This is a genomic window from Daejeonella sp. JGW-45 (assembly GCF_029360805.1).
Lineage (GTDB): Bacteria > Bacteroidota > Bacteroidia > Sphingobacteriales > Sphingobacteriaceae > Daejeonella.
The window spans coordinates 1-19,123 of record NZ_JARKNC010000008.1 but is presented as its reverse complement, the minus strand read 5'-3'; the positions used below and the strand labels follow the sequence as shown (position 1 = coordinate 19,123).

Here is a 19,123-nt window from a genome sequence, read left to right as displayed (position 1 = left end):
ATATTTACGTGTGCGTAAACAATTCATTTTTTTTATGTTTAAAAGCATTTTTTCCTTCTTCGTGATCGTGGGCGTTTCAGCCAGTTCCATGAAATATGTCACAGCAAATTCTTTACGTTCAGACAGCGAATTGCCCGGCAAACCGAAAGGGCAATGGATAACGCTCTTTGACGGGAAAAGCCTCGATGGCTGGCATCATTTTAATAATAAAGCCGCGATCAAAAACTGGACGATAATAGATGGTGCTCTGGTGTGCCTCGGTGCCAAGGGACCCAGCGGATCCGGAGACATAATAACAGATCAGAAGTTTAAGAACTTTGAATTAAAATGGGACTGGAAAGTCGATAAGGGAAGTAACAGCGGTGTATTCTACCACATTGTTGAAGCCCCAAAATATAAGCGTGCTATTGAAACTGCCCCCGAATACCAGATCATTGACGATATAACCTATCCTGCTAAACTCGCACCTTCGCAGCTCACCGGCGCTAATTATGATATGCATGTCGCAGAAGGTAATAAAGTCCTGATGCCTGTAGGTGAATGGAATAACAGTAAAATCATATATAAGAATGGCGCGGTCGAACATTGGTTAAACGGGAAAAGGATCGTGAAATTCAAAGTATTGAGCGAAGATTGGAAGAAGCGCAAAGCTGCGAGTAAATGGAAAGATGCTCCTGATTATGGAACCTCAGGTGAAGGAAGCATCGGTCTGCAAGACCATGGAAATAAAGCCTATTTTAAAAATATAGAAATACGTGAGCTATAGTATTACGAAACCGAAAACTCAAATGTATATGAGAAAAATATTTTCTATCCCCAGAGCCTCAATGTTAACGTTTAGCTGCGGAGCACTGCTGCTATTTGCAAACAGCAGTTGTAACACCAAGCCTGAAGCTAAAACCCAGGAAAAAATACGCATCATTACCCTTGATCCGGGACATTTTCATGCTGCGCTATTGCAAAAATCCATGTACGATGAAATCGACTCTGTTGTACATATTTATGCCCCGGACGGATCAGAGCTGGAGAATCATATGAAGCTTGTGGAGAGCTATAATTCCAGACCGGATAACCCGACCTCATGGAAATCTCAGGTATACCGTGGCGATGACTATCTGGAGAAAATGTTCAGTGAGGATGCCGGCAACGTCGTGATCATTTCGGGTAACAACAAAAGCAAGACGAAATATATCACCATGGCCATTGATTCAGGCATGAACGTCCTCGCCGACAAGCCGCTTGCTATCGATAACACAGGCTTTAAATCGCTGGAGGCCGCGTTTAAAACGGCGAAGGACAAAAATGTACTGCTGTACGATATAATGACCGAGCGTTATAATATTTATTATATGCTCCAGCGGGAGCTGAGCCAGGATGCTGAGTTGTTTGGCACGTTGGAAAAGGGTTCGCATGATAACCCTGCAGTAATGCAGGAAAGTGTCCATCATTTTTACAAAAATGTTTCCGGAAAGCCTCTTGTCAGACCCGCATGGTTCTTTGATGTTGAGCAGGAAGGTCATGGTCTTGTTGATATAACTACCCACATGGTAGATCTTATCCAATGGGAATGTTTCCCTGAGGTTGCTCTCGATTATACAAAGGATATTAAAATGCTGTCCGCGAAGCAGTGGCCTACCCTTATAAGTCCAGAGCAGTTCAGGAAATCCACTAAGAAGGACCAGTTCCCTGACTATCTTTCCAAATATGTTAAAAATAACACTCTGGAAGTAATGTCAAACGGGGAAATGAATTATACGATAAAGGATGTTCATGCAAGAGTTTCCATAAAATGGAACTTTGAAGCCCCGGATGGAACAGGGGATACTCATTTTTCGCAAATGCGGGGAACCAAAGCAAACCTGGTAATAAAGCAGGGAAAAGAACAGCAATTTAAACCTGTCGTGTATATCGACCCGATGAATAATACAGAGCAGTCCGTACAGGCGGCGATAGACCGGCTTCAGAAGAAGTTCTCAGGTGTATCGGTTAAAAAAACCGGCGATCTATGGGAAATAGTGATCCCTGAAAACCTGAAAGTCGGTCATGAAGATCACTTCGCAGAAGTTGTTAAAAAGTATTTACAATATTTGAAGGCTGGCGAGCTTCCTTCATGGGAAGTGCCGAACATGTTATCAAAATACTACACCACTACCCAGGCTTTAGAAATGGCTAAAGCTAATAAGTAATGGAAAGCCTGGTGCTGGAATGGCACCGGGAATTAATTGTTATCAATGTTTTATTAGAATATATTTAAATGACCGAGTTAGAAGCTTTAGAACAGGAATTACTTAAACCATCAGATGCTTTAGTTGCAGATATAGCTAAAATTGAAGGTGATATCATCATACTGGGAGTTGGCGGCAAAATGGGACCTAGCATGGCCAAATTGGCCCGAAAGGCGATCATAAAAGCTGGTATAAATAAACGCATAATAGGAATTTCACGCTTTTCAGAGGCCGGCACCCGTGAGGAATTGGAGGCAGAGGGAATAGAAACCATTTCAGCAGATCTTCTTAATGAGGATGACCTGGCATCTTTGCCAGACGCCCCGAATATCCTCTATCTTGCCGGAACCAAATTTGGCACAACAGGAAAAGAACCTTTTACCTGGGCCATGAACGCCTACCTGCCGGGCAGGGTTGCCGAGCGATATAAGAATTCACGCATCGTTGCCTTTTCTACCGGTAATGTTTATCCATTTGTGCCTATTAATTCAGGGGGGCTTTCTGAAGAAACTACCCCGGCCCCGGTTGGCGAATACGGCCAATCCTGTTTAGGCCGCGAACGTGTATTTCAGTATTTCTCTGAGAGATATAATATACCCACACTTATTTACAGGCTCAACTATGCTATTGATCTTCGTTATGGGGTAATGCTTGAAATTGCAAAGTCTGTCATGGAAGATAAGCCTATTGATCTTACCACGGGCAATGTCAATGTGATCTGGCAGGGCGACGCAAATGAAATTGCTATCAGGTCATTATTGCACTGCGAGACGCCGGCGAATATTTTGAATGTTACAGGCCCGGAAACACTTTCAGTAAAATGGCTGGCAGAGCAATTCGGTTTGTTAATGGGCAAGCAGCCTCAATTTGTAAATGAAATCCAGCCCATGGCACTCTTGAACAATGCTTCAAAATCGCATAAATTATTTGGTTACCCAAGAGTCACTGTTCGTCAGATGATCGAGATGACTGTAGCATGGCTGGAGGCAGGCGGCAAAACGATTAACAAACCGACTCATTTCCAGGAGAGAAAAGGTCAGTTCTAACTTTTTAAATACAATACCCTAATTATGTCAAAAACATTAAATCCTGAACTTAAGTCATTGTTAACAAGTGGCACCGTTATACCCGCACATCCCCTGGCATTAAATGAATCACGCGAGTTTGACGAACAACGTCAGAGAGGTTTAGCACGCTATTATATGGCATCAGGAGCGGGAGGTATTGCCGTAGGCGTACATTCGACTCAGTTTGAGATCAGAGACCCTGCCATCAACCTGTATGACACTGTTTTAAGAGTAGCTTCAGAAGAGATCGATGCTGCAAAGCTCGACCGGCCTTTTATTAAAGTTGCCGGCATCTGCGGTCCTACAGCCCAGGCTATCGCTGAAGCTGAATTGTCTGTGAAGCATGGATATGATATGGGCCTCCTGAGTATGGGTGGCCTGCAAGGCTGGTCAGAGAAGGAAATACTCCAAAGAGTACGCGATGTTGCTGCCATCATTCCGGTGGTCGGGTTCTACTTGCAGCCCTCAGTTGGAGGCCGGATATTTACTTATGAGTTCTGGCGGGAATTTGCTGAAATTAAAAACATAGAAGCAATTAAAGTAGCTGCTTTTAATCGTTATCAAACGCTTGATGTAGTAAGAGCAGTGTGTGCGTCAAGCCGGGCTGCAGAAATTGATCTTTATACCGGTAACGACGACAATATTGTTGCCGATCTGTTAACAAAATACAGCTTTACGGTCGAAGGAAAAGTTGTCGAAAAGGAGTTTGTGGGGGGCTTGCTTGGACATTGGGCAGTGTGGACACACAAAGCGGTCGCACTTCTTGAAGAAATAAAACAATGCAAAGCCAACAGATATGAAGGGGCAAGCGCCTTACTGACAAAAGGCATTGCTGTAACAGATATGAATGCTGCGATTTTCGATCCGGCACATAGCTTCCATGGATGTATACCCGGTATTCACGAAGTCTTACGCCGCCAGGGATTGCTAGAGGGCCGCTGGTGCCTGAATCCTAAAGAGGAGTTATCTCCCGGACAAATGGAGGAGATCGACAGGGTTTGTAACGCTTATCCCGAACTTATTGATGATGAGTTTGTAAAGAGTTTGCTTGCTTGAGCTGGGAGCTATGAGTGATGGGCTTCCACCCATTTGAATAAAAAAAGGAAGTAATTAATTAATACCAAGCAATAACGTAGCCCTAAGCCCCAAGCCCATAACCCAAAGCCCATCACCATGGACAGAAGAGAATTTGTTAAAAGCGCGGGAATCATGGCAGCAATTAGTTCAATAGACCTGACCGATATGGCAAACGCTTCGCAGCATAGTTCTAAAATGATTGCGGTTGTAAAAACGCAATCCAACTTTGAACGCGAAAAACTTTTAAGACCATTTGGTTTTAAAGGCGGATATCTTACCGAGTTATGGCAGGCAGTATCTCAAATGGAGTCAGCATCCGGGAATAAGAAAATCGGACTTGCTACCCAGAGCGTTCTTTACGGCGATGCGGAACTGTTCCCGCTCCATTCCGAGGCCAATGGTAATGCGATGATGTACGTACTGGTTAACAGGGCGCTTGATATAGTCAGAGCTAACCCCTTTACAACACCGGTCGAGCTGTTCGACAAAATACTGCCATTGGTACTTGCTGAAGGAAAGAAAGTTACCGGTAAAGCCGACCTCAATATCAATTTTGTATACAACGCCCTGGTGAGTGTAGATAATGCTGCATGGCTGATCTACGCAGCCGAAAACGGATACAATACCTTCGATGAGATGATTCCCGGCCCATATAAAAAGGCGTTGTCTCATCGCAATGAAAAAATAGCGATCATGTATCAGATCCCTTATGGGATGCCTATGCAGGACTTGAAAGACGCTGCGCAGCAGGGATACTTCGTGTTCAAGATAAAGACAGGGTATCCAGGTTCACAGGAAGAGATGTTAAAGGGCGACATGGAGCGCTTGACCTTGATCCACAACACCCTGAAGGATCTCAGGACAGATCATACAGCAGATGGCAGGCTCATCTATACGATGGATGCCAATGCCCGTTACGAGAAGAAGGAAACCTTACAACGGTATCTCGACCATGCGAAGAACATTGGCGCATTTGACCGTATTCTCTTATACGAAGAGCCACTAAGTGAGACGAACGAGGAAAACGTTGCCGACCTCGGGATCAGGATAGGCGCGGATGAAAGCGCACATGATGAAGCCTCAACCCTGAAGAGGTTTGAGCTTGGTTACAGCGTGCTCGTACTTAAAGGAATAGCAAAGACCTTAAGCATGTCGGTCAAGCTGGCAAAGCTCGCCTCGGAAAGAAACGTGCCCTGTATGTGCGCCGACCTTACAGTAAATCCTATACTGGTCGACTGGCATAAGAACCTGGCGGCGCACTTGGCTCCCTTCCCCGTAATTAATATGGGGCTCATGGAAACCAATGGCGATATGAATTATACAAACTGGGATGAAATGGTTAAGTATCACCCCGGTTCCGGTGCATCATGGTTTAAACGGAAAGACGGTGTTTTTACCCTGGATAAGGATTTCTACGATAGGAGCGGGGGAATATTCGAACCCTTGCCACATTATCAGAATCTTTTTAAGATTGATTGAGTCGCATGAAAACGCTTATGAGATTTCGCCTGCTCTTAATCGTTGCAATTTTGTTCCTCTATGGCAGTCTTAACAATGCCAGGGCGGAATACGATCAAAACAAACCGGCCGGTTACACATTATATAAAGACCTCCAGCCCCGGCCGCTGCAAAGATCCACTGATGTCCGGAAAATAAATATTGTTGTGCCCGGCGATCAGCAGTGGAAAGATCTTGGAGCCCGGTTAAAGAAAGCTATTGACGCTAAAACTGAAGATAAGGCACTCCTTCATACCGCTGATCCGGATAAATTTTCTCAGGGCTGGTCTGGAAATACGATATTGTTAGGCAATCTCGGGAATAACAAGCAAATGGCCCGGCTTTATGGTTTGCGCTTCTCCTATGCAGACGCCGTGTACCCGGGTAAGAACGGATACCAGCTTCTCACAGTCATCGACCCTTTCGGTAAAGGGGGGAATACCATAATAATTTCAGTTTCAGATCTTGAAGGAGCCCGTGCCGGGGTGGACCGCTTATCCGCAGTTCTTAGAGATCAAGAGGATGCGTCTATTCCATGGCAATTCGAAGCGCAGCTTCCGGAAGCTGCCGCTATGTATTTTGGTGCGGTCAATAAGCAGCCGGCACAGGAGGAAGCAAGGTTAAGCGCACGAGCCGGCATGTTGTTAAGGGCTTTAAAGCCTGTGAAGGACAGCGAGGTGATTGCTGATGAATTGCTTGCACTTATCTCCGAATTAAAAAGATACGGTGAATATTATTTGTTGACAGGGAATCCGGCTTACGGTAAAATGTATAAGGATCTGCTACTGGGATATGCACGTTTTGTTAATGCCTATCCGGCGGCTGCTCATTCACAGCTGAATGCGAGAAGAAATATGTGGATACAGGGTGAAAAGCTCCTTCAGAATTGGACCGTTCTCGAAGCCTCGCCCATATTTTCCTTATCCGAGCGAAGGGAAATAATTTCAGCGATGTACCTGACGTGCGAAGCGAATGCGAAGGACAAATACCTGGTGATTGCCAGGGATAAAGCGCCCAGGTGGAATCATGAGATATTTCCGGGAATGTCAGTTGTAGGATCGGTCTATTACTTCGAAAAATATTATAAAATACCTGAAATAGCCGCCTGGAGGAATGCCGGCGAGAGGATATTTAAAGGCAATACCTCCTATATCAGCATGGATGAAGGTTCCGATTATCTTTCTCATCTTCCAATGGTTAACATTGATTATGCCATGGCAACCGGCGACCTTCAGTATATCGAGAAAAGACTTCGCCCAAGTGCCGACCTGCATTCTATGATGATTGACAACCTGGGTACTCTTTCCGGCGGCGGAGATATTTACCCGTTCGGTATGAGCAGCGCTTATTCATGGGGTCATTCCCAGGTGTTAAATGCCGCCTCGTGGTATTACGGCGATCCGGTTTACAACTTTCTGTTGCAACGCACCCGAAATGGTCCTTTTCCTGGTCAGAAAATGCCAGATCTCAATTATCCTGTCCATAGGTATATAGTCGATTTAAACACGACAACAACCCTGGGCAGCGCTCGTTCCCGTGTTCAGGCACAAGAGGTGGAGCCGGGTGTTTATGAGGAGCTGCAGATCCTTGAAAAGCAACCCGTTATGAACGTCGATCAAAAGGATAGCTTTCATAAACTTACATTCCGCTCCGGCTATGACATTTCCGATTCATATCTTATCCTTGACGGCTTTTCTGCCGGGAAACATGGACACCAGGACGGAAATGCCATATTGAATTATAGCGCCAATGGGCGCCTGTTCCTTAATGACAGAGATTATATTCAGAACACACCCGAACATCACTCCGGGCTTGTTATTGTAAAAGATGGAACGCAAAAGAAGAAACCTTCTTTGGTGAAATTAGACTGGGTGGGGGATGTTAACGGAACAAGCTTCAGTCGCAGTACGGTTCCTTCCTATAATGGTACGGACTGGGACAGGACTATAATCAGTCCGGATGGTAAATTTTTTATCGTTTACGATGACGTCAGAATTAATGAGCCGGGCCAGTATCTTCTCAGGAACCTATGGCAATCGATGGGTAGTGTAAAGATAGAACAGAATACCTTTGAGGTTGACCAAAAAGGTGCTGTGATGAAGATTGAGAGCCTGACGGATGCCTCCCTGCACTCAAAAGATATTTACGGTCATTTCATAAAATACTGGAAAACTGTATATCCATATCCTTACGCAGATAATGAAACCGTTTTAAGCGAGCTGATCGGTGAGAAGAAATATCTTGCAGGCGAAAATGCTTCTTTCATCAACGTTCTGTCCAGCCATACCAGCGAAACTGCAGCCCTGCGATCCAGAAGATTAAGTCAGGGTACTATTGAGATATCAGGCGGCGCCGGGAAATGGCTGGCAACCAAAGGAGTAATAGATCACGAGGCATTCCAGAGCAACGGAAGCGTCCACCTGATAGGTAAAGGCGAATTGATCTCAGCTGGCGTTACAGATATAAGATTCGGATCAACCGCTTTACATTTCCCTGCACCGGTATTCTTCAGGATAGATATCAATCAGGGGAAATGGAAGACCTATAGCCTGAAAAAAGATATGCTCAGGTATGACGATGCCGGCCAACCCGTTTCAGAAGCAGCGCTCGACTCTGGCAAGGTATATATGGGAGCCCTGAGCATAGTAAAGTTTGTAGATGTATTTCTCAGGAACTCGAAGCAGTTTGTTCCGGCGGTTAATCGTCAAAATAAAGGGTTGCCTTACGCCGGAAAACCACTTTATTCATTCAACGAAAATGTAAGCAGTTCTGCTAAAGGCGACCTGAACGGCGACAAGGCAGATGAGATCTTGTTAGGCGGCTTTACTGGTAAAGTCCAGGCCATAAGTGCTGGCGGAGGGTTATTGTGGACGTTTAATGCAAAGGGCCGCGTAAATGAAGTCTCGATTCAGAACTCCGGGAACCAGCCGCTTGTATTCATAGCTACAGAAAACTGGTATATGCACGTGCTTGATGCGCGGGGTAAGGAACTGTGGAATTATAAATTTAATGACGACCAAACCCACAGGGAATACAAAGGCAACTTACTTGGGATAACAAATATCCGCCTTGCCCATGTTAACGGGAAAGAGAAGGAGCCTGTTGTGATAGTGGGAACACAATTCCGATACATCTACGAGCTTGATATGCGGGGCAAATTGATGTCAGATACGCTTCTCTATTTCTACGGAATCGAAGACATGGAATATGCAGATCTCGATGGCGATGGTAAAGACGAAGGGATATTCGGCCTTGAGTACTATTACTATGCTTTAAGAAAGGGAAAGAACGAAATTGCCGGAAAGACAGGAGGGCCAGGTTTTAAAATTGTAGATGTTATCGCAGCAAAAGGGATGAATGATTTGCCTTCGTTTCTTTTGGGATCAAAGCAAAGCGAGGTACGACATATTCGCTTTAAGGATAAGATCCATGAATTATGGGTCAAAAACGTAGGCGGGGAGGTGAATGATATACGGCATGGCGATTATGATAATGACGGAAATAATGAAATACTCGTCGGTACAGAAGGTTTTCAGTTTTACGTATTGGATCAAAAGGGAAATCCGGTCTTTCGAAAAACCCTGAACGACAGGGTTCTGAAAGTTGCCGGCGTTGCTAAATCTTCAACACCTCACTATTTAGCCGCAACCGCTGGCGGACAGCTAACCGCTTTGTCCCCCTCGGGAGATATTTTAAGCACCATCCGGTTTGATTCTGAAATATCGAATATTCTTTCTCCGCGGGGAGTAGCACAGGCCCTTATTATTTTGACAAGCGGCGATCTATACGAAATAGAATAATTTTGATCGAATATAAGCTTTGTCAAATACGTACAAGATAATGGAGGAACAGATCTCAGTATTCGATATTTTTAAGATTGGTGTAGGGCCTTCAAGTTCGCACACCCTCGGGCCATGGAGGGCAGCCGAACGTTTCGTGCAATTTTTAAGATCAGAGAACCTTCTCAGCCAGGTGGTTCGGATCAAGGTTCTTCTATACGGGTCGCTTGCGAAGACCGGCAGAGGCCACGGAACCGATATCGCTGTCATGCTGGGCCTCGCGGGATATGATCCTGTAAGTATGGACACAAGCCTCATCGATTCGATCATTCAGGATATCCATACTGCTGAAACGCTGGATTTGGGAAATTCCTTTGCGATCAGGTTCAACCCGCAGGAAGATATCCATTTCCTTTTCCAGGAATCCTTGCCCTTTCATCCTAACGCCTTAACCTTCCAGGCCTTTATGGATAACGGGGAGGCTATCAGCCAGACGTTTTATTCCATCGGCGGAGGGTTTGTTGTTACAGCGGATGAAAGCAGCCTTGAACAACAGCGGAAAAACCTGCCTTATCCTGGTCAGAATGCAGCCGATCTGCTTAAATGGGTTGCCGAGACTGGCTTGAAAATTTCAGAGCTTGTCCATCAAAATGAATTAGTATGGCGCTCGCGGGAGGAAGTAAGATCAGGGCTATTAAACATTTTCCGGGTTATGTGCGAATGCGCTTATCGCGGATGCCATGCTTCGGGAGTACTGCCCGGGGGACTGAAAGTTACCAGGCGTGCGGCAGCCCTCTCTGAGAAACTATTGGCCGGGGCAGAGTATTCTGATTTCGACCAGTGGGTTGAGCAGATCAGGAAACAAGGCAGCGGCTTTCAGTATACATTGGACTGGGTAAGCTGCTTCGCTTTAGCAATTAACGAAGAAAATGCCGCCTTTGCGAGAGTGGTTACGGCGCCAACAAACGGTGCCGCAGGTGTCGTTCCAGCCGTACTGCTTTACTATATCATATTTTGCGATGGATATAATCACGATAAAATTATTACTTTCTTACTGAATGCCGGAGAGATCGGGGCAATTTTCAAAAAGGGTTCTACCATTTCTGCAGCTATGGGAGGCTGCCAGGCAGAGATAGGTGTATCCTCGGCAATGGCTGCTGCAGCGCTTACAGAATGTCTGGGCGGTACCCAGCAGCAAGCCTTGATGGCCGCAGAGATCGCTATGGAACATCATCTTGGGCTAACCTGCGACCCGGTAGGCGGACTCGTACAGATCCCCTGCATAGAAAGAAATACCATGGGCGCTATAAAGGCTATCACAGCATCTCAACTAGCCCTGCAAGCTAATCCGGATAATGCAAAAGTAAGCCTTGACGAAGTGATCCAGACCATGTGGACAACTGCCCTGGATATGAATTCGAAGTATAAGGAAACTTCCGATGGAGGCTTGGCGGTTCATGTTCCGATAAGTCTTCCCGAATGTTAAGCGTTTGCCTTAAAGTGTATTACGATGCGGATATTTATCCAAAGCCTTTTTTACACTGCCAGACTCAAGAAGAAGTTCTTTAGCTACATCGTAATCTTTAATACCTGAATTGTTCATCAGCATCTTTACAGCGCGGTCTGTGATCTTATCATTGATGAGCTTTACGTTAACCATTTGGTTATCGTAGACATGTCCTAGGCGAACCATGCAGGTCGTGCTGATCATATCAAATATCATTTTCTGGGCAGAGCCGCATTTCATTCTCGTGCTGCCTGAAATAAATTCAGGTCCTGTGATAACCTCTACGGGAATATCAGCCTGCCCGGCGATGGGAGAATCGGGATTACTAACTATGCAACCGGTGGTGATACCGGCTTTCCTGCATTCCTTTAAGGCAGAAAGAACGAAAGGAGTTGTACCGCTTGCCGAAATACCCACTACAATATCCGCAGTTGAGACGCTGTGATCCTGAAGTTCGTTCCAGGCCGCGTCAATATCATCTTCCTTTTCCTCAGGAGCCTCAATCAGGTGTTCCAGGCCTCCGGCTAATACCACGTTAAATTGTCCGCGAGGAATACCAAACGTGGTTGGCAGTTCAATGCTATCCAGCACCGACAGCCGTCCGCCACTACCCGCGCCAACATAAAAGAGCCTTCCGCCCGTTTCTATTTTCGCGATAATGGTCTCAATCAGCGTATTCAGCCGGGGCAAGGCTTTTTCGATCGCCAATGCAACAAGCTTGTCTTCTTTATTGATGTTCTCAGTGAGCTCTTTTACAGTCATATTCTCCAGATGCCTGTAATTAGATGCTTGCTCAGTAATTTTTGTCATATCTTAATTTAAAATTTGAAGGTTGCAATCTGGAATAAATATAATGACATTTTTACGTGTACGTAAACGTATTTTATTATTAACTTGGATGAGCAAACTTAACAGTAATCTATAATTGTCAATGCAGAAACTTATTTTAACGGTTTTATTACTAATAACAGGCCTCTTTACCAAGGGGGCTTATGCGCAGGGAGCAAGCACTGTACCTGTAAATATAACCATCAGCGCCATCGCGGGAATGCAGTTTGACCTGGTTCGATTCAGTGTTAAACCCGCAACAAAAGTGAAGCTCGTCTTTAACAATGCGGACGATATGAGTCACAATTTTCTTATTACGAAGCCGGGAGCGCGCCTGGATGTGGTCAACGAAGCTCTTGCCCTGGAGGAAAAGGGACCCGCGATGAACTATGTCCCTAAATCATCCAAGGTGCTATGGTCTATACCTGTTGTTTCTACGAACCAGTCTGCAACTTTGGAGTTTACTTCGCCAACTGAACCCGGTGCGTATCCTTACGTGTGCACGTTTCCCGGCCACGGCTTTATCATGTACGGGGTAATGTATGTTTCGGCTAACAGTAGTATGCCCGATCAGAAAACGGACCAGAACTTGCCGCCATCGCGAAGGGAGGAGAAGTCCGCTGCCGCGAATCCAGCCACAGATCATACAAAAGGCCATAATGCTATCCATCCGTACGAAAATGTTGCGCCATATATGTACCGGATCTTTATGGATGATTCCGGTCCGGCCTCTATCGCTGTCAATCTTCCAAAAAATCTGTCCTACTGCTGGGATGCAGGTTCATGCCAGTTACGCTACGCCTGGAGCGGCGGGTTTCTGGATAATACTGCCATCTGGAAAGGGCACATAGATGCAAATGCCAAAATCCTCGGGCCTGTGTTTTTTAGAGAAAACGCAGCGCATTCGCTTGCTATTGGCAGCCCCGACACGCCCCCCGTTCCCGAATTTAAGGGATACAAACTAATAAACAGGTTCCCGGAATTTCATTATATAATTAATGGTCAACACGTATACGAGCTGATCCTTCCTAAAGAAGATGGCAACGGGCTGGTAAGAAAATTCAGGGTGCCGGATGCGAAAGGTACTGTTTGGTTCATCTCTGCCGCGGTGAACGGTACTGCTACTTACGAATCGTCTGCAGGCGAATGGATTGATGGGAAGTTAAAGCTCACACCCGCTCAGGCACGCGAGTTTAGCGTAACGATGACTAATTATTCCCTTGTTTTTAACACACGAAGAAAGAAATAGTAATGAAGACCATTTTGCAATATTGTCTTATTTCACTCCTGCTGATATACGGAACGACTACAAATGCCCAGGTTGTTTCAACGGGATCCGCATATACGGTTCAAAGTATTGATATGCCTCCCGGCCTGATGAGCGAGACCGGCGGCCTGGCGTTTTTACCCGATGGCCGCCTTGCGGCATGTTTCATCCGCGGTGAGGTGATGCTTTATACCCCCGAAAAAAAGGAATGGAAAGTATTTGCAACCGGCTTGCACGAACCGCTTGGCATCCATGTGGTAAATAAATCTGAATTTATTGTGATGCAAAGGCCCGAGCTGACCCGCATAAGAGATACCGATGGAGATGGCCTGGCCGATGTTTACGAAACCCTGACTGATGATTTTGGTATCTCAGGGAATTACCATGAGTTTAATTACGGCCCTGCACAGGATGCAGAGGGCAACCTTTATATCGCATTGAACACAGCCTCACAGGGTGGTAGTGTACGGCCTGAGGTTCGCGGTGAACTGAGGCCGTCCGGAAGGGACATGACCCAGCAAGGCGTGTATGAGATGTATTCCGTGGTGCCTTATCGCGGCTGGATTATGAAACTTCCGGCGGGAAGTAATAAGCTTCAGCCTTATGCTTCGGGGATGAGATCGCCTAACGGGATCGGCTTTGACTTAAAGGGTAACCTGTTTGTCACTGATAATCAAAGCGATTGGGTGGAGACGAGCACCCTGTACCATGTGAAGGAAGGCAAGTTTTATGGCCACCCGGCAAGCCTGGTGTGGACAAAGGAGTGGGAGGGGAAGAACCCCTTCATCAGTCCGGTTCCTGAACTCGACAAGATACGCACAAAAGCCGCTGTCCTGTTCCCGCAGGGGGTAATGGCTAACTCACCGGCCCAGCCTCTGTGCGATATAACAGAAGGTAAGTTCGGCCCTTTTGCAGGACAGTTGTTCGTTGGTGAGATGAACCGCGACCGCATAGTCAGGGTGATGCTCGAGACAGTCGCCGGAGAACTTCAGGGTGCCTGTATTCCGTTCATTGACGGCCGGGGATTGCGAAAAGGCAATAACCGTCTCGCATTTGCTCCCGATGGCAGCTTGTGGGTAGGGCAGATCGCTTTTGGATGGGCGGGCGACCAGGGTGTACAACGGATTGTCTTTAACGGTAATAAGCCGGCCGATGTGCAAATGATGAACCTGACCAAAAAGGGCTTTGACCTGACTTTTACCCAGCCTGTAAACAGGACGCAGGCGCTTAATGCCGCTAACTATAATTTCAGGCATTACTATTATAAATACCAGCGAAAAGCTAAGAATGCCGGCGCGGATAAAACCGACCAGCAGGACGTGCAGCAGGTACCGATTAAAAGTGTCAGGGTATCGGCCGACGGCCTGAAGGTATCCCTGGAATTAAACGACCTGAAAGCAGGTTATGTGTATGAGCTGAAGCTGGGAGATATTACAACTGCTAAAGGCCAGGCGCTCGACAATAGGCTGATCTGCTATACCTTAAATAACCTCTTACCCTAATCCGGGATATGGCTAATTTTATCAGCAGAAGAGAATTTGCTTTACGTTCTGCCCTGGCGGCAGGCGGTGTTTTAGCATGCTCAAAGTTGAAAGGCGCCGTAAATGCTCCGCAAAGCGGGGGCACGTCCATTGCAGAACATCCGCCGGTGTATAACCTGATGGACGAGGTTAGGAAGTACCGCAAAATTGATGCTTACGCAAACGCTGCCCAAAATCCGACCCAGTCCGAAACACAAATGCGCTATGCAGACCGCCTGCATATCGAAAAGCTTGTCCTTGCCGTGCCGGTCGCGACCACCATGGGCGGCAGCCGCGAACAGATCCGTGCGTATAACGATACTGTAGCGCGAGCGATCAGGACCTTTCCCGGCAGAGCTTTAGGCCAGTTCACGGTTAATCCGCTTGACTTGAAAACCGCCGAAGAGGAAATTAAGCGCTGTCTTGATCTGGGAATGGTAGGTATGAAGCTGTTTAACCATGTGAAAATCAATCACCCCTCAGTTTATCCTGTTATCGAAAAATTCGCCGGCCATAAGATGATCGTCCATGTTCATGGTGAAAGTCAGTTGGGGGTAGGAGGCTACAGGATGAAATACGATGTTAAGAACAACCCGGGTATCTCTGTACCCGGGGACTTTATTGCAATCGCACAAAGATATCCCGAAGTAATGTTTCAATATGCGCACATCGGGGGCGGGAGCGACTGGGAGTATGCATGTAAGTCCTTCGTAAACTATCCCAATATATACGTCGACACCGGAGGTAGTAATAATGAGGAATATATGGTAGATTTTGCCGTCGCAAAGCTTGGGGAGGACCGGGTGTTCTTTGGCTGCGACGGTTCATTTTTTCAGGGCGTGGGCAAAGTATTGTCGTCTGCTCTTACCGAAAATCAGAAAAAGAAGGTCTTTTTTGAGAACTATAATAATATTTTAAGCAAATCGGGTAATAGCATTGTTTGACAGCCCTTTAACCAGATCTAATTATATGTCAGGAATATCACGAAGAAAATTTATCGCTGGTGCAGCCTTATCGGCCACGGGTCTCGCAGTATCCGGCGGCCTCGCAGCCAGCAGCGCCGCCGACATGCCGGAAGGCATGCATGCAATAGAACCCATGGCAAAATACGACCTCATGCAGGACGTGATGAAATACCGGAAAATCGATTCGCATATTCATGTCAATCTTGGGAGCACCGATATCGAAGTGCAAAAGAAATATGCCGGTACTCTGATCGATTATGCACAACGCATGAAAGTTGAAAAGCTCGTTCTTTCCAACCCCGTGACACGGCTTATTAACGGTGTTCCGGATGGAAGCCCTGAAGCATTCATAAGAAACAACAATATCGTGTTGGGAGTAATGAAGCAGCATCCGGATGTGTTTTTGGGAAGCTTTACATTCAATCCCGTTCATGCCAAAGAATCGATGGATGAAATAAAACGCTGCGTAGACCTGGGAATGACGAACGTAAAGATCTATTACCAGACCAAGATCAACGACCCGTCTTATTATCCCATAGTTGAAAAGATGATAGACCTTAAGATGATCATCCACAGCCATGCCGAGGCTCAGCTTGGTGTGGGTGGTTACCGGATGAAATATAATGGCAACAAGCCGAAGAATGTTTCCCTGCCAGACGATTTTGTAGATATAGCCAGGAGGTATCCTGAAGCAACCTTTCAATATGCACACATCGGCGGGGGAGGCGACTGGGAGTATATGTGTAAAACATTGAGAAATAGCCCTAATGTATATGTGGATACATCGGGAAGTAACAATGAAGAGCATATGATTGATTTTGCGGTACAGCACCTGGGTGAAGACCGCGTGTTTTTCGGTTCTGATAACTGTTATTACCAGGCGGTGGGCAAGATCCTTGCATCCAACCTGACCGAAGCACAGAAGAGGAAGATATTTTTTGAGAATTTTAATAATGCATTAAGAAAAGGAGGAAGAAATGTTAATTGATATCAACGCATACGTAGGTAACTGGCCGTTCCAGCAGTTACAGTACAACACCTGCGAAGCGCTGCTGGATCGGATGAATAAATTCGGGGTAGAGATATCAGTTATCAGCAACCTGAACGGTATATTCTATAAGAACACCCAGTCCGCTAACGAAGAGCTATACAAGGAGCTCCGCTCTGCGCGGAAATTCAGCGACCGTTTCATCCCATTTGCAGTGATAAACCCAATTTATGCCGGCTGGAGGGATGACCTCGAAACCTCTGTAAAACATTTTGGGATGAAGGGAGTAAGGGTCTATCCTAAATATCATGATTATGGAATTATCGATCCCGCCTGCATTGAGCTTGTAAAGCGTGTTCGCGATCATGGCCTGCCGGTTGCTTTTGAATACCGTATGGTAGACAGCAGGCAACGTTCCTGGATGGATATCGACTACGTTGTGGGTACTCCCAAGAGGGAATGGACCCTGAAGGATATCCTGCCCATTGTAAAAGCTGTGCCGGATGCAAAATATATGATATTAAATTACGCCAATGCGTCGGCGCTGACCGCGGAAGAAATGGCTTTGGTCAAGAATGCTAACCTGCTGTTTGATACTTCCGGCCGGACAATTACCAACATGTCAGACTTCCTGAAACTATACGGCACAGATAAGTTTGCCTTTGGAACCCACTCACCAATCCTCGATTACCTGAGCGGGCAGTTAAGGATAGAATCACTATATCCATCCGAAGCAGACGAAAATGTAAAGGAAATGCTGAGATCAGGAAACGCAAAAAAGATGCTCGGAATATAATGATCAGGCGCAGGATAAAAAGGATCGTACTAATCGCCGCGTTTGTATTGGCTATAAGCAAATTATTGTCTGCACAGCCTGCGTCTGTTGACTGGAAATTGGAAACACCAAATGCTGCATGGCAGGCGCGGGACTCCCAGGGAGAATTAGTTTACCGGAATAAACTCTGGATCTTCGGTGGTTGGTTTAATTCTAAAGAAGCGCCGCCCCGCGATGTCTGGAGTTCCCGCAACGGTAGATCATGGGATCTTGTAAACAGCGAAGCTCCATGGATACATAGCGATCTTCCAATGTCTATAGTTTTTAAAAACCGGATGTGGATGATGGGGGGATGGTACAACGGACGCCTACCCGGACATTCGGCCAGCAATAAGGTCTGGTCGTCTAAAAACGGGAGACAGTGGCATCTTGCCACTGATAATGCAGCATGGACGCCGAGGATCGCGTCGGCAATAGTCGAGTTCAAGGGCCGGTTATGGTTAATGGGTGGGATAGAAGATTATTACTTTGGCACGGATAAGAGCCTTAAAAATGACGTATGGTATTCCGCAAATGGTAAAGACTGGTCGCTGGCAACCGCTAATGCAGGCTGGTCGCCAAGGGCTTATCACCAGGCGGCGGTGCTTAACGGAAAGATCTACGTATTTGGCGGAGGGAATTATGTTCCCCAATATAGCGCGTTCAATGATGTATGGAGTTCAGAGGATGGAATTAACTGGGTTCGCGTTTCAGAAAGCGCTCCCTGGCATGCAAGATTGTGGTTCTCATCAGTTGTATATCGCAACAGGATCTGGGTTATAGGAGGGTGGTCCAACAACCCATATAAAAATTATCAGGACGTATGGAGCACGAAGGACGGTAAAACCTGGGAACAGCTTCAGTCAGACATTTCATGGAAGGAACGCCATGAACCTTCGGCCTTTGTCTTTAAAGATAAAATTTGGGTGGCAGGCGGTATGACGCCTCCGCTGACCAACGATGTATGGTCGCTGAAACTGCCCAAAGACTGGTAGTATCGTCTTAAACAGAAAAACCGTTCAAAACCTGGTCCGACGTTATTGAATATTGTCCGAACATTTCCAGTAATAAGATTGCTCCGTTAGTCTGCATTAAGCCCGCCTGCGTGTCTTTGCTCTCCATTCCGGTAGTACAATCACGCAGCAAGGTAACCGCATAGCCGCGGTTGCTCATCTGCGTAGCCCCATAATCCCGGCTTATAATACAGGCATTCGTGTTAAAGCCTGCATACAGAAGGAATAATATGCCCTTCTGCTTGCAATAGCGATGCAATTCCTCACCGGTTGCAACTACAGCTTCATTAGCTTGTGGAGTAACCTTCGGGTGGAAGGTAAGCTTTGGCAGTGCGAGCCTCTCGGCTTCGCGGGGCTCAAAGGGCTTCCTGAACTCTTTATACCGACCGGAAAGGTTACGGAATTCAGCCGGTGGCCAGGAATCCCTGGGCGGTGCCATCTCCCCCGGTGAAACCAGTTTGACCCAGTTGGGATTGTAAGCTTCCCTGAAATTAAGACATGAAGTAATTAGACAAAAAGTTTAATTTCAAATGTCATAAAATGAAAAAGCAGCAATTCACAGAAACCCAGATCGCT

The 19,123-nt window shown here is 46.3% G+C and carries 15 protein-coding genes; 13 read left to right on the top strand and 2 right to left on the bottom strand.

The window, feature by feature from the left end:
* Positions 1-34: 34 nt before the first annotated feature.
* The 7 genes from P2W76_RS09700 (at position 35) to P2W76_RS09670 (ending at position 11,131) form a co-directional block, all read left to right on the top strand.
* Positions 35-766, top strand: coding sequence for a DUF1080 domain-containing protein (locus P2W76_RS09700; protein WP_276347612.1), 732 nt, complete (start codon positions 35-37; stop codon positions 764-766).
* A gap of 28 nt (positions 767-794) precedes the next feature.
* On the top strand, positions 795-2,186 hold the full coding sequence (locus tag P2W76_RS09695; protein ID WP_276347611.1) for a putative oxidoreductase C-terminal domain-containing protein: 1,392 nt from the start codon (positions 795-797) through the stop codon (positions 2,184-2,186).
* 68 nt (positions 2,187-2,254) lie between these two features.
* A complete protein-coding gene (locus P2W76_RS09690; protein WP_276347610.1) occupies positions 2,255-3,271 on the top strand; it encodes an NAD(P)-dependent oxidoreductase in 1,017 nt (338 codons plus the stop codon).
* Between the two features lie 24 nt (positions 3,272-3,295).
* Positions 3,296-4,348 carry a dihydrodipicolinate synthase family protein gene (locus tag P2W76_RS09685; protein ID WP_276347609.1) on the top strand — a complete coding sequence of 351 codons (1,053 nt, stop codon included), beginning with the start codon at positions 3,296-3,298 and terminating at the stop codon, positions 4,346-4,348.
* Between the two features lie 117 nt (positions 4,349-4,465).
* Entirely contained in the window at positions 4,466-5,848 is a 1,383-nt protein-coding gene (locus P2W76_RS09680) for an enolase C-terminal domain-like protein (protein WP_276347608.1), read from the top strand.
* A gap of 17 nt (positions 5,849-5,865) precedes the next feature.
* Complete coding sequence (locus P2W76_RS09675; RefSeq protein WP_276347607.1) at positions 5,866-9,666, top strand: hypothetical protein; 3,801 nt, start codon at positions 5,866-5,868, stop codon at positions 9,664-9,666.
* Between the two features lie 37 nt (positions 9,667-9,703).
* Positions 9,704-11,131 carry an L-serine ammonia-lyase gene (locus P2W76_RS09670; RefSeq protein WP_276348369.1) on the top strand — a complete coding sequence of 476 codons (1,428 nt, stop codon included), beginning with the start codon at positions 9,704-9,706 and terminating at the stop codon, positions 11,129-11,131.
* 9 nt (positions 11,132-11,140) lie between these two features.
* Here the strand turns inward: P2W76_RS09670 and P2W76_RS09665 are convergent, their stop codons facing one another.
* Positions 11,141-11,962: an N-acetylmuramic acid 6-phosphate etherase gene (locus P2W76_RS09665; protein WP_276347606.1), complete on the bottom strand. Its 822-nt coding sequence runs from the start codon at positions 11,960-11,962 to the stop codon at positions 11,141-11,143.
* Positions 11,963-12,083: 121 nt separating this feature from the next.
* Between P2W76_RS09665 and P2W76_RS09660 the strand changes: the two genes are divergently transcribed.
* The 6 genes from P2W76_RS09660 to P2W76_RS09635 are packed head-to-tail and all read left to right on the top strand — an operon-like array spanning position 12,084 to position 18,529.
* Positions 12,084-13,229, top strand: a complete 1,146-nt coding sequence (locus tag P2W76_RS09660; RefSeq protein ID WP_276347605.1) for a plastocyanin/azurin family copper-binding protein — start codon at positions 12,084-12,086, stop codon at positions 13,227-13,229.
* 2 nt (positions 13,230-13,231) lie between these two features.
* Complete coding sequence (locus tag P2W76_RS09655; protein ID WP_276347604.1) at positions 13,232-14,749, top strand: hypothetical protein; 1,518 nt, start codon at positions 13,232-13,234, stop codon at positions 14,747-14,749.
* Positions 14,750-14,757: 8 nt separating this feature from the next.
* On the top strand, positions 14,758-15,711 hold the full coding sequence (locus P2W76_RS09650; protein ID WP_276347603.1) for an amidohydrolase family protein: 954 nt from the start codon (positions 14,758-14,760) through the stop codon (positions 15,709-15,711).
* A 25-nt stretch (positions 15,712-15,736) separates the two neighbouring features.
* Positions 15,737-16,720: an amidohydrolase family protein gene (locus tag P2W76_RS09645; protein WP_276347602.1), complete on the top strand. Its 984-nt coding sequence runs from the start codon at positions 15,737-15,739 to the stop codon at positions 16,718-16,720.
* Positions 16,710-17,516, top strand: coding sequence for an amidohydrolase family protein (locus P2W76_RS09640; RefSeq protein WP_276347601.1), 807 nt, complete (start codon positions 16,710-16,712; stop codon positions 17,514-17,516). The genes P2W76_RS09645 and P2W76_RS09640 overlap by 11 nt, the downstream gene beginning before the upstream one ends.
* The gene (locus P2W76_RS09635) at positions 17,516-18,529 is read left to right on the top strand and encodes a hypothetical protein (RefSeq protein ID WP_276347600.1); all 1,014 of its coding nucleotides are present in this window, start codon (positions 17,516-17,518) and stop codon (positions 18,527-18,529) included. The genes P2W76_RS09640 and P2W76_RS09635 overlap by 1 nt, the downstream gene beginning before the upstream one ends.
* A 7-nt stretch (positions 18,530-18,536) precedes the next feature.
* Here P2W76_RS09635 and P2W76_RS09630 read toward each other — a convergent pair whose 3' ends face one another.
* Positions 18,537-18,986: an isochorismatase family protein gene (locus P2W76_RS09630; protein ID WP_276347599.1), complete on the bottom strand. Its 450-nt coding sequence runs from the start codon at positions 18,984-18,986 to the stop codon at positions 18,537-18,539.
* Positions 18,987-19,123: the final 137 nt, after the last annotated feature.